Consider the following 13,918-nt stretch of genomic DNA (forward strand, 5'->3'; position numbering starts at 1 on the left):
AAATCTCCGCAAGTAACTCCGCAAAGTGAGTTGCCAATCTTTGTCGAATTTCTAACGAAGATTTCTCCTTCGTCGAAATGACAAGATTGAATAAAAAACAAAACTAATGTTGACAAATTTCAAACATAAAATAATAACACTTTCAATAGTAATTGCTTGTATAAACAGCGGTTGTAAATCGGGTGTGGGGCATTCTCAAAAAGGAAAAGCAGTCATTTTAAAAGAAAAAAACTTCAAACATTATGTTGATTATTTCAACACGATGGAAGATGAAAACTTAAAATTCGCGATTCCGAATGATAGTGCGTGGACCTGGATGGAAAAGAATATTCCGTTGTTTGAATGCCCGCAGCAGAATTTTGAAGAGATTTATTATTTCAGATGGTGGAGTGTGCGAAAACATATTAAGAAAACACCACAGGGATTTGCGATTACGGAGTTTTTGGTTGACCGTTCTTATGCCGATAAATACAATATGATCAGTTGTGCTTTGGGGCATCATATTAACGAATTCAGATGGGTTCATGATCCGAAATATATTGAGCAGGACGTTCATTTATGGTTTAGAGGGAATGATGGTAAACCAATGAAAAAATTGCGAACTTTTAGCAGTTGGACGGCTGATGCTTTATACAACCGTTATTTAGTGAATAAAGACGATAAGTTTTTATTGGATATGTATCCTGATTTAGCTGCGGAATATTCGGCTTGGGAAGGCGATAGAAAACGTAAAGACGGCCTTTTCTGGCAGTTTGATGTAAAAGACGGAATGGAAGAATCGTTGAGCGGTGCGAGAAAGTTTAGAAATGCAAGACCAACGATAAACAGTTATATGTTCGGAAATGCTGTTGCTTTGTCTAAAATGGCGAAAATGAAAGGCGATTCGAATCAGGAAAGTTATTTTTCGGCAAAAGCAGATACGCTTCAAAAATTGGTTGAAACCAAATTATGGAATCCCAAAAGCGAATTTTTTGAAACTTTCACAGAAAAAGATACATTAGCGCAAGTTAGGGAAGCGATAGGATTTATTCCGTGGTATTTTAATCTACCGGAGCAGAATAAAGGTTTTGAAAAAGCTTGGGAGCAAATTAAGGATGAAAAAGGATTTTCGGCTCCGTTTGGTTTGACAACAGCAGAAAGAAGAAGTCCAAGATTTAGAACACATGGTACTGGAACCTGTGAATGGGACGGTGCTATTTGGCCATTTGCAAGTTCGCAGACGTTAACGGCTTTAGCGAATGTTTTGAATAATTACAATCAGAATTATGTTGCGAAAACGGATTATTTCAAACAAATGAGCTTGTATGTAGAATCGCAATATTTTCATGGAAAACCATATTTGGGAGAATATTTAGACGAAACAACAGGTTATTGGTTAATGGGTGACAGAGAAAGAAGCCGTTATTATAATCATTCCACGTTTAATGATTTGGTGATTACCGGATTGGTTGGTTTGCGTCCGAGAGCAGATGAAAAGATCGAAGTAAATCCATTGATTCCTCAGGAAAAATGGGATTGGTTTTGTTTAGATAATGTTCTGTATCACGGCAATATTATTACAATTCTTTGGGATAAAACAGGAGAAAAATATAAAAAAGGAAAAGGTTTCAGGATCTTTAAAAACGGAAAAGAAATAGCGGTTTCTGAGAGATTGGAGCGAGTGATTTCTGAGTAAAGATTAAACATTTAACGATCTAGTTTGTCATTTCGACGAAGGAGAAATCTTCGTTAGTAGCTCAACAAAGATTGTCGATTTTGAATGTAGAGTTTCTTGCGAAGATTTCTCCTTCGTCGAAATGACAAAAAATGCGCATATTTTTCTCCCGCAGATTTATGAGATTTAGGAGATTTATATTAAAGCAAAATAATCCGCTCAATCTGCCAATCTGCGGGAGAAAAAAATAAAGCCAAAAGCTTAAAAATAATATCATGAAAAAGTTTTTTTTACATCTTACTTTAATCATTTCACTTTGCACCATTTCGGCGAAAGCCCAAAACAAAATCATTGTGGGTGATTTAAAATGCGAAATGCTGACTAATCCGGAAGGAATTGACGTTTTACAGCCAAGATTGAGCTGGAAAATAAAAGCAAGTGTAAATGATGTAAAACAAACTCATTATCAAATTTTAGCCTCTTCGTCTTTAGAAAAACTAAATGCTGGAAACGCAGATTTATGGGACAGCGGGAAAGTACAAAGCGACGAATCTGTTAATATAATTTACAACGGAAAAAAGTTAAAAGATAGACAAGATGTTTATTGGAAAGTAATTGTTTTTACGAATATAGGCGAAGTAAAATCGACAGAAACGGCACATTTCAGCATTGGAATTTTAACTTATGCCGACTGGAAATCGACACGATGGATTGGGTATGAGAAAACTTCTCCCGGAGATAGTATTTCGCAGTATTCCAGATTATCAGCGAGATATTTAAGAAAAGAAATCGAGCTAAAAAAGAAAGTAAAAAGTGCCAAAGTTTATATCATAGGAATGGGCTTGTACGAGTTATACATTAACGGAAATAAAATTGGCGATCAGGTTTTGGCGCCCGTTCCTACGGATTATACGAAGAATGTAAAATACAATGTTTTTGATGTGACTTCGCAATTGAAAGAAGGAAAAAATGCATTGGGAACGATTTTAGGAAACGGACGTTTTTTTACGATGCGTCAGGATTATAAACCGTATAAAATCAAAACATTTGGCTATCCGAAAATGGCTTTGCAATTGTTTGTAGAATATGCTGATGGAAGCAAAGATGTGATTCGCACAGATGACACTTGGAAGATTACGACTGATGGACCGATATTATCAAACAACGAATACGACGGTGAGGAATACGATGCCCGTAAAGAAATGAATGGCTGGAATACTATTAATTTTGATGATAAAAAATGGCTTTTGGCAGAATATGTTCAGGAACCAGGCGGATTCTACGAAGGACAGATGTCTGCGAATATGAAGATTAAACGCGAAGTAAAACCTATTTCGATTAAACAAACCCCAAAAGGAACTTATATCTTAGATATGGGGCAAAATATGGTGGGCTGGTTACAATTGAAAGTAAAAGGAAATGCGGGAGATAAAATCACGATGAAATTTGCTGAATCTTCACAACCAAACGGTTCGTTATATATTGCCAATCTTCGTGATGCCAAAACAACGGATATTTATACGTTAAAAGGCGAAGGCGAAGAAATTTGGGAACCACGTTTTATTTTTCATGGATTCCGATTTGTTGAAATTTCAGGTTTCAAAACCAAACCGACTTTAGAGAATTTTGTTGGAAAAGTGGTTTATGATGATATTGCCACAACAGGAACTTTTGATTCTTCAAACCCAATAATGAATCAGATTTTTAAGAATGCCTGGTGGGGAATCAGCGGGAATTATAAAGGAATGCCAATCGATTGTCCGCAGCGAAACGAGCGTCAGCCGTGGCTGGGAGACAGAACTACGGGAGCTTACGGAGAAAGTTTTTTATTTGATAATCAGACTTTGTATGCAAAATGGTTAGATGATATTAAAAATTCACAAACGATTGACGGCGGACTTCCGGATGTTGCGCCTGCATTCTGGCGTTATTACGGTGACAATGTAACTTGGCCGGGAACGTATATTACAGTTGCTGATATGCTGTATCAGCAATTTGGCGATAAAAAAGTGGTAGAAAAACAATATCCGTCTATGAAAAAATGGATGGATTATATGGAAGAAAACTATTTGGTTGATGATATTATGACCAAAGATAAATACGGTGATTGGTGTGTTCCACCAGAATCGTTGGAATTAATCCGTTCAAAAGATCCTTCTCGTTTAACAGACGGCGAATTGATTTCGAGTGCTTTTTATTATCAGCTTCTAAATATCATGAAGAAATTTGCAGTAATTGCCAATGCACAAAATGATATTAAACATTACGACGAATTAGCTTTAAGGATCAAAAAAGCATTCAATGCCAAATATTTTAATACAGCAAAAAACAATTACGCCAATAATACGGTAACAGCCAATTTATTGCCTTTGACTTTTGGAATGGTTTCTGAAGGATTAGAGCAAAAAGTTTTTGAAAACTTAGTGCATGAAGTTGAAGTAACTAAAAACGGTCATGTCAGCACTGGTGTTATCGGAACACAGTTTTTAATGAGAACATTAACCAATTTTGGTCGTGGAGATTTGGCTTTTAAATTAGCATCAAACAAAACGTATCCAAGCTGGGGTTATATGGTCGAAAACGGTGCGACAACCATTTGGGAGCTTTGGAATGGAAACACTGCCGATCCTGCAATGAATTCACAAAATCACGTAATGCTTTTAGGTGATTTATTGATTTGGTATTACGAAAATATGGCGGGAATCAAAAGCAATCCTCAAACTCCCGGTTTTAAGCAAATTATCATGAAACCAGATTTTAATGCGGGATTAACTTATGTAAATGCTTCTTACGAATCGGTTTACGGAACAATTAAAAGCGATTGGAAAAAAGACAAAAAAGCTTTGGTTTGGAATATTACCATTCCAGCAAATACTTCTGCATTAGTTTATCTTCCAACAACTGATATTTCGGCTGTTTCAATTGATAAGCAAAAATTAGATAAAACTTCGCATTCTTATAAAACAGAAAAAAGTAATCTAGTTATTACACTTTCATCAGGTTCTTATGTTTTAAACGTTAAATAGTCAGCATTTTCAATAATTCGGGACAGTACAGGATACATCTTTAATTTTTTAGTGTCATTTTTACATTTATTAAATAATTTTGTGCGAAAAATTATTAGTAATGTATTTATAATCAAAAATTTTAATTCATAATAAAATTAAAAATGAGAATAATAAAATTGACATTTGTCTTGTTTGGACTTTTCCTTTTAGGAAGTTGTAAGTCGGCTTTAGAAAAAAAGACCTGGAAAGAGGGGATTTTGGTAGATGAATTTATTTATGATAAAGCGCCTTATCCGTCTTGCCACGCCGTTACAATTGTCGAAGCAACAAATGGCGATTTAGTTTCATCTTGGTTTGGAGGAACTGCAGAAAGAAATCCTGATGTCTGCATTTATGTAGCAATCAAACCTAAAGGAAGCGATAAATGGGGCGAAGGCGTAAAAGTAGCCGATGGCATGATGAAAGAGGGACCGAGATTACCTACATGGAATCCGGTTTTATATCAAATTCCGGGCGGTGATTTAATATTATTCTACAAAATTGGACCAAAACCATCTGAATGGTGGGGCGTAATCAGAACTTCATCTGACGGTGGAAAAACTTGGTCAGAAGCAAAAAAAATGCCTGACGGTTTCTTAGGGCCAATCAAAAATAAACCAGTTTTATTAAGTAACGGAACTTTATTATGTCCGTCAAGTATTGAAGGCGACGGCTGGAGACTTCGTATGGAATCTACTCCAGATTTCGGGAAAACTTGGGTAATGGGCGATACGCTTCCAAGAGGAAAACAAAAAATTAATGCGATTCAGCCTAGTATTTTATTTCATAAAGACGGAAGTATTCAGGCAATTGGTAGAACCAGAAACAGAGCGATTTTCAGCACATTCTCAAAAGACAACGGAAAAACCTGGTCGGATGTTGAGTTAATCGGATTGCCAAATAACAACTCAGGAACAGATGCTGTAACACTTAAAGATGGCAGACATTTATTAGTTTACAATCATGTTCTTCCTCCGGGAAAAGAAGCAAAAGGGCCAAGAACACCTTTGAATGTTTCGGTTTCTAAAGATGGGATAAATTGGAACGCGGCTTTAGTTTTAGAAGATTCAAAAATCAGTCAATATTCTTATCCATCCATAATTCAAAGTTCTGACGGAATGGTTCATATTGTTTACACTTGGAGAAGAGAAAAACTGAAATATGTAAAAATTGATCCAAGTAAACTGGTGGCACTTCCAATTAAAAACGGAATCTGGCCGGGCGACGAAAACAAAGTGGTTACAGCAGTAAAAGCGGAAGAAGAGTAAAGAAAAGTTCGCCACGAATTTCACTAATTTCCACAAATTTTTTTAAATATTAATTCGTGAAAATTGGTGCAATTCGAGGCAAAAAATATAAAGCCACAGATTAAAAGGATTAAAATGATTTTTTATTCTAGTTAATCTCTAAAATCTGCGAGAGTAATTTTTTTCACGCAGATTTAGCAGATTTAGTAGATTTTTTTTAATCATTTTAATCCTTTCAATCTGTGGCAAAAAAAATATAAACATGAAATCTAAAAGAAATTTATTTGTTGCAATACTTGTTGTTTTATCAACAACATTTAATAGTTGTGTAACGGCTCAGTCTTCGAACAAAAAGCAAAAATATAAGGTTGCAGTTTGCGACTGGATGATTTTAAAAAGACAAAAATTAGGTGCTTTTGGTTTGGCTGCTGAATTAAAAGCTGATGGAATCGAACTTGATATGGGTGGTTTAGGAACACGTCTCACTTTCGACAGCAAATTAGGCGATCCTGTAGAAAGACAAAAATTCCTGGATAAATCAAAAGAAACAGGCGTTGGAATTAGTTCTATTGCGATGTCAGGATTTTACGCACAGTCTTTTGCTACAAGAGAAATCACGCCAATGATTACGGATTGTATACAGGCCATGAAAAGTATGAAAGTAAAAGTAGCTTATTTACCATTAGGAACTCAAACAGATTTGGTTAAAAATCCGGAATTACGTCCAGAAGTGATTAAAAGACTGCAATGGGCAGGAAAAGAAGTCGGTAAAATTGGAGGGGTTATCGCAATTGAAACTTCTTTGAGTGCTACAGAAGAGAAAAAACTTTTAGACGAAGTGGGTTCAAAATACATTAAAAGCTCTTTCAATTTTGCGAATGCTTTAGATAATAAAAGAGATATTTCATCAGAATTGAAAATCTTAGGAAAGAAATATTTAGCTCAAATTCATGCTTCGAATACGGATCAATTTTGGTTAGAAAATGACAAAGCGATTGACATGCCAAAAATCAAACAAACTTTGGACGAAATGAAATGGAGCGGATGGCTTATTGTAGAGCGTTCTCGTGACGTAACACAAGTGCACAATGTAAAAGCCAATTACGGAGCAAACGTAGCCTATTTGAAGAAAATTTTTCAAAATTAATTTTATTATAGCCACAGATTAAAAGGATTAAAATGATTTTTTTAATCTGTGGAAATCTTTTTAATCTGTGGCAAAAAAATTAAAAAATAATCTGCTTAGATCTGCCTGATCTGCGTGCAAAAAATTTCACGCAGATTTTATAGATATGAGCAGATTTAGCAGATTATTTTTAAAAAGAATACCCAAAACAGCATACCATGAAATATTTACAATTACTTTTTTTATGTTTTTGCGTCTCTTTCGCGACAGCACAAAATGTCACTATTGTTAGTGATGCAACTTCGCCGAGAGCAAAATTCGGAGCAGAGAAATTATCAGAAACCCTTTCAGCAAAAAGATTCAGCGTAACTTCTTCTGATAAATTCAAAAAATCAAAAGATCAGGTAATTGTAATTGGAGAAAAAGGAACCGATTTCTGGAAGAAAAATGCTAAAAGCGCTAAAATTGACGACAGTAAATTAGGTAAAAAAGAAGGCTTTCAAATTCGCACTCAAAAAAATATCATTTACATTGAAGGAGCAGACGCAAGTGGAACATTATACGGTGCATTAGAATTAGCAGATAAAATTAAAGCTTCAGGAAAACTTCCTTCAGAAATTAATATTGAAGACAGTCCAGAAATGGTTTTGCGTGGAGCTTGTATCGGAATGCAGAAACCTGTTTATCTTCCGGGTCGTGATGTTTACGAATATCCGTATACACCAGAAACTTTTCCTTGGTTTTATGATAAAAAATTATGGGTGAAGTATTTGGATATGCTGGTAGAAAACCGCATGAACTCACTTTATTTATGGAACGGGCATCCTTTTGCTTCTTTAGTGAAATTAAAAGAATATCCATTTGCGGTTGAAGTAAGTGACGAAGATTTCAAAAAGAACGAAGAAATCTATAAATTCTTAACCGTTGAAGCCAACAAAAGAGGAATCTGGGTAATTCAGATGTTTTATAATATTATTGTTTCTAAGCCATTTGCTGAGCATTACAACATTAAAACACAAGATCGTTCGCGTCCAATTACACCTTTATTGTCAGATTATACCAGAAAATCTATTGCTGCTTTCATCGAAAAATATCCAAATGTTGGTTTAATGGTTTGTTTGGGAGAAGCGATCAATACCGTTGATGATGATGTGGAATGGTTCACCAAAACAATTATTCCGGGTGTTCGCGACGGTTTGCAGGTATTAGGAAAAACAGAAGAACCGCCAATTATCCTTCGTTCTCACGATACAGATGGCCCTTTGGTAATGGAAAAATCGCTTCCGTTATATAAAAACCTTTACACAGAAAGTAAGTACACTGGAGAATCTTTAACGACATATACACCGGGCGGACCTTGGGGAGAAACGCACAAACAGTTGAGTGCTCTGAAATCAATTCATATTGAGAATGTTCATATTTTGGCAAACTTAGAGCCTTTTAGATACGGTTCACCAGATTTTATTCAGAAAACGGTAAAAGCTATGCACAGTGTTCATGGAGCAAATGCATTGCACTTATATCCGCAGGCATCATATTGGGATTGGCCGTATTCGGCAGATAAAACCAAAAATGGCGAACGTTTATTAGAAATGGATCGTGATTGGATTTGGTACAAAGCTTGGGCAAGATATGCCTGGGACAGTAAAAGAGATAGAAACGAAGAAGTGAAATTCTGGGATAAAGATTTAGCTTCAAAATATGGAACTAGTCAAGAAGCAGCAAATAACATTTTAAAAGCTTACGAAGAAACAGGAGAAATTGCTCCTAAAACATTAAGACGTTTCGGAATTACGGAAGGTAATCGCCAGACTTTATTATTAGGAATGTTTGAAAGCCAATTGGTAAATCCGTCGAAATGGCGTGTTTATCCGGGATTCCACGAATCTTGCGGACCTGCAGGCGAATTGCTTTTGGAATATGCTAAAAAAGAATGGAACAAAGAACCGCATTCTGGCGAACTTCCAACACAGATAATTGCTGAAATAACAGAACACGGAAGATTGGCTGTTGAAGCCATTGATAAAGCCGAAGCCAGCGTAACCAAAAACAAAGAAGAATTTGCACGTCTTAAAAATGATATGCATGCGTATAAGGCTTTCGCCGATTTCTTCTCAGAAAAAGTAAAAGCAGCTTTATTGGTTTTAAGATACAGTTATTCAAACGATATTACCGATTTAGACAAAGCAATGCCTCATTTAGAGAAAAGCATCGCGCATTACGAATTATTGGTGAATTTGACAAAAGATACATACTATTATGCCAACAGTATGCAGACTGCTCAACGTAGAATTCCAATAGGAGGAGACGACGGAAATAATAAAACATGGGCTGAATTATTACCGCATTATGAGCGAGAATTAGCTAATTTCAAAAGAAATTTAGAGAAGTTAAAATCATCAAAAGACGGAAAAATTGAAACCAAAGAAGGAAAACCTTGGAAAACAGTCGAAGTAACTTTCATCGACGAAAAACCGGGAACTTATTTGGTTAAAACAGGAACAAAAGTTTACGGAACAGATATTTCTGAGTTAACTAAAATTGCTCCTGAGCTTCAAAATTTAAAAGGTTTCACTTTTGTAGAAAATGATCAAAATGAAAAAGGAACACATTTGAAGTTTAGAAACACAAAAGCTGTTAAATTAGTGGTTGGGTATTTCAATTCCGATCAAAAGAGATTTTTATTACCGCCAAGTTTGGAAACTGATGCAGCTGGAAATGCGCACGGTCAAGCCGAAGTGATTCTGGCAAGTGCGATGAATTTGAAAGATTTACCACGTGTAAACATTCATACATACACTTTCCAGCCGGGCGAGAATAAATTAGATTTAGGAAAAGGAAAAGTATTGATTTTAGGTTTTATCGACGCAGATCAAACGATAACGCCACGGGATGTTGGGTATATCGATGCAGGAGAAAAAGCAGCGATTGACTGGTTGTTTTATTAAAATAATTTACTGCGTCAGTTCGCTATCGCTCGTGTGGGCGTGCCCCTCCGGGTCGGGCTTTCGGCTATATCTTTTATTCCGCTAAAGCTTCATAAAAGGATACCGCCTCAATCCCTCACGCAAACTCGTAGTTAATTTAGACCTGACGGGTTTTGAAAACCCGTCAGGTTTGCTCAAAGTATAAACACAATCTTGTCATCCCGAGGGACGAGGGATCTCCACAAGAAGCCCTGAAAAGATTACGTTTCCTGCAAGGTTTTCAAAACCTTGTAGGTATTCTAAAATGAACGTTAAAAAGTAAACCTACAAGGTTTTGAAAACCTTGTAGGACATAGAAAATATGAATAGAATAGTTTTTTTTATTTTTTGTTTTTTTTCAAGCCTTTGCTTTGTTTGGAGTCAGAGCAAAGATTCGGGGAAGTTTCGTAAAGAAATTTCGCTGAATTCGTCTTGGGAAACCGTAATACTGGATAATCTTCCGCTGAAAGAAGAAGATTTTGTAGAAAATCCAAAAACTGATTCCAATTGGCAAAAGGTTAGTGTTCCGCACAACTGGGATCAGTATTATGGTTACAGAAGAACAAAACACGGAAATTTGCACGGAACAGCCTGGTATAAAAAAACTTTAAAACTGGATAAAAAAGACGTTTCAAAACAACTTTTTCTCTATTTCGAAGGCGTAAGTTCGTATGCAACTGTTTGGGTCAACGGCAAAAAAATAGGCGAACACAAAGGCGGACGAACGACTTTTACATTAAACATTACAAAAGCTGTTTCTTTCGATAAAGAAAATATCATTTTAGTAAAAGCAGCGCATCCCTCTTTTATTGCAGATTTGCCTTGGGTTTGCGGTGGCTGTTCCGGTGAATGGGGATTTTCAGAAGGTTCTCAGCCAATGGGGATTTTCAGGCCTGTTTCTTTGGCAATCACAAATGATATTCGAATTGAACCTTTTGGTGTTCATATTTGGAACGATAAATCAGTTTCAAAACAAAAAAACATTCTTCATACAACAACCGAAATCAAGAATTATGGCACTTCAAACCGAAATGTAACGATTGAAAATATACTATTTGATGCTTCGGGAAAGAAAGTTGTTGAAGTAAAAAGCGACATTAAAAATCTTTCGGAAGAAACAAAAGAAATAGCACAGACGCTTCCGGAAATTATAAATCCAAAATTATGGTCGCCTTCCAATCCGTATTTGTATAAATTGGTGACTTCTGTTTATGAAAACGGAAAAATAATCGATCAGTTAACAACTCCTTACGGAATCCGCTGGGTGAGCTGGCCTGTTAGTCATGATGGAAAAGACAATCGTTTTTTTATTAATGATGAACCTGTTTTTATAAATGGCGTTTGCGAATATGAACACTTAATTGGAAACAGTCATTCGTTTTCTGATGAAATGATTCATTCCCGAATAGAACAGATCAAAGCAGGCGGATTCAATGCTTTTAGGGAAGCGCACCAGCCACATAATTTATTATATCAAAAAGAATTAGACGAAAGCGGAATTCTGTTTTGGAGTCAGTTTTCGGCACATATTTGGTACGATACGCCTGAGTTTAAAGAGAATTTTAAAACTCTTTTACGCGAATGGATTAAAGAACGTAGAAACAGTCCGTCGGTTGTGATGTGGGGATTGCAGAATGAAAGTACAATTCCTAAAGAATTTGCCGAGGAATGTACGAAGATAATACGCGAAATGGATCCGTTATCCGCTTCACAGCGCATTGTAACGACTTGTAATGGAGGAGAAGGAACAGATTGGAATGTCGTTCAAAACTGGTCAGGAACATATGGCGGAGATCCGTTAAAATATCATTTGGAAATGACGACTCAGTTATTAAATGGCGAATACGGCGCATGGCGTTCTGCCGATTTGCATACAGAAGGAGAATTTGACCAAAAAGGAACTTTAAGCGAAAACCGTTTTTCTCAATTAATGGAAATTAAAGTCCGCGAAGCCGAATCTGTAAAAGATAAAATCGCGGGACAATTCAACTGGCTTTTTGCTTCGCACGAAAATCCAGGACGAGTTCAGAATGGCGAAGGGTTTAGAGATATTGATAAAGTTGGACCTGTAAACTATAAAGGACTTTTTACGATCTGGGGAGAACCTTTGGATGCGTTTTATATGTACCGTTCGAATTATGTTTCAAACAAAACCAATCCGATGGTTTATATCGTTTCGCATACTTGGCCAAGCCGTTGGGAAACTGCGGGAATCAAAAACGGAATCGATATTTATTCCAATTGCGACGAAGTAGAATTGTTCAACGATGTGAATAAATCTTCTTTAGGAAAACTAAAAAATCCAGGAATCGGACAGCATTTTCAGTTTAATAATGTCAATATTCAATACAATGTTTTGTATGCTGTTGGATTTGTAAACGGAAAAGCAGTTGCCAAAGATTATATAATTTTAAATACACTTCCGAAAGCGCCAAATTTTGATGCTTTAATATCTGATAAAACTGATATTATAAAAGCTAAAACCGGCTATAATTACATTTACAGAGTAAATTGCGGAGGTTCTGAATTGACAGATTCTTTAGGGAATACTTGGTTTACCGATACTCATAAAAACGGACAGCATACTTGGGGTTCTTTATCATGGACAGATAATTTCGAAAAACTTCCAGATTTTTTCGCTAGTCAGAGAAAAACTTTCGACCCAATAAATGGTACAAAAGATTCTGAGTTATTTCAAAGTTTCAGATATGGCGCTGACAAATTACGTTACGAATTTCCTGCTCCAGATGGTGAATATTTAATAGAATTATATTTCACAGAACCGTGGTATGGAACCGGAGGCGGAATGGATTGTAAAGGCTGGCGTTTATTTGATGTTGCCATCAACGATAATGTTGTTTTAAAAGATTTTGATATTTGGGCAGAAGCCGGACATGACAATGCTTTGAAGAAAACTTTTGTTGTAAAAAGTACAAACGGAAAAATTGTGATTTCGTTTCCAAATGTAAAAGCTTCGCAGGCAATAATTTCGGCAATTGCAATTGCAGCAAAAGATATTCATGCAAGACCAGCAGCTGAATCTCCAAAAAATATAGAAAATTATGTGCAGGCAACTTATGATAAAAGTCCTAATACTATAGCTTCCTGGCTGGATATTAATTCAAAACAATATTCAGATTCGGATGTTGTTTTTACCGAATTGCCTTCTGAAGTTTTTGGTGCAGATTATTTACAATTTTCTGATCATTCTAAAATTAAAGGAACTTTTTCTGCCAAAGAAGATTCGGATTTATATCTTTTTATAGATAATAAAAATTTGAATTTAGAGAAGTTTACAGATTATAAAAAGTTAGAAGAAAAAGCTAAAAACAGTAATCAAACCGAATTTATAATTTTTACTAAAAAGGTAAAAAAGGGCGAAAAAATTTCTTTTGATAATAGTGAAGAGATAACTACAATTGCGATCGTTCCAACTTATGATATGGGCGAAAAAGACGATTCAAGGCCTGTAGTAATCATTGAAGCGGAAAATGCCAAAATCACGGGAACCGGAATTGAAAAAGGAAATTTCAAAAAAGCCGATTATATTGAGTTTACTCAAAAAACAAATAATAGTATTCAGTTTGAAGTTAAACCCGGAGTGGCAGGGATTTATTTAATGCGTTTTCGTTTTATGAATAGAAATGAAACGCCGTTAAAAGTGAAATTCAAAATGGAAGATGCGTACGGAATTTTAATGCGAAATGATACGATTGAGTTTTTTCCTTCGTCTGAAAAATGGAAGGTTTTAAATACGACTTCTGGTGGTTATATTAATGCCGGTAGGTATAAAATAACCTTGGAAGGTGATGATTTGAAGGGATTGTTGTTGGATAATTTTGAATTTCAATAAGGAGTGTTTGCCACGAAGGCACAAA

General features: G+C 35.8%; 6 protein-coding genes. All 6 read left to right on the forward strand.

The window, feature by feature from the left end; translation table 11 throughout:
• Positions 1-106: 106 nt before the first annotated feature.
• Complete coding sequence (locus APR43_RS03405; protein ID WP_053471858.1) at positions 107-1,675, forward strand: MGH1-like glycoside hydrolase domain-containing protein; 1,569 nt, start codon at positions 107-109, stop codon at positions 1,673-1,675.
• 254 nt (positions 1,676-1,929) lie between these two features.
• Complete coding sequence (locus tag APR43_RS03410; RefSeq protein WP_053471857.1) at positions 1,930-4,680, forward strand: glycoside hydrolase family 78 protein; 2,751 nt, start codon at positions 1,930-1,932, stop codon at positions 4,678-4,680.
• Between the two features lie 143 nt (positions 4,681-4,823).
• On the forward strand, positions 4,824-5,969 hold the full coding sequence (locus APR43_RS03415) for a sialidase family protein (RefSeq protein ID WP_053471856.1): 1,146 nt from the start codon (positions 4,824-4,826) through the stop codon (positions 5,967-5,969).
• Positions 5,970-6,210: 241 nt separating this feature from the next.
• Positions 6,211-7,095, forward strand: a complete 885-nt coding sequence (locus APR43_RS03420) for a sugar phosphate isomerase/epimerase family protein (protein ID WP_053471855.1) — start codon at positions 6,211-6,213, stop codon at positions 7,093-7,095.
• A 197-nt stretch (positions 7,096-7,292) separates the two neighbouring features.
• On the forward strand, positions 7,293-10,022 hold the full coding sequence (locus APR43_RS03425; RefSeq protein ID WP_053471854.1) for a glycoside hydrolase family 20 zincin-like fold domain-containing protein: 2,730 nt from the start codon (positions 7,293-7,295) through the stop codon (positions 10,020-10,022).
• A gap of 340 nt (positions 10,023-10,362) precedes the next feature.
• Positions 10,363-13,893 carry a malectin domain-containing carbohydrate-binding protein gene (locus APR43_RS03430; RefSeq protein ID WP_053471853.1) on the forward strand — a complete coding sequence of 1,177 codons (3,531 nt, stop codon included), beginning with the start codon at positions 10,363-10,365 and terminating at the stop codon, positions 13,891-13,893.
• Positions 13,894-13,918 lie beyond the last annotated feature (25 nt).

It is taken from the genome of Flavobacterium sp. NLM (assembly GCF_002210235.1).
GTDB lineage: Bacteria > Bacteroidota > Bacteroidia > Flavobacteriales > Flavobacteriaceae > Flavobacterium > Flavobacterium panici.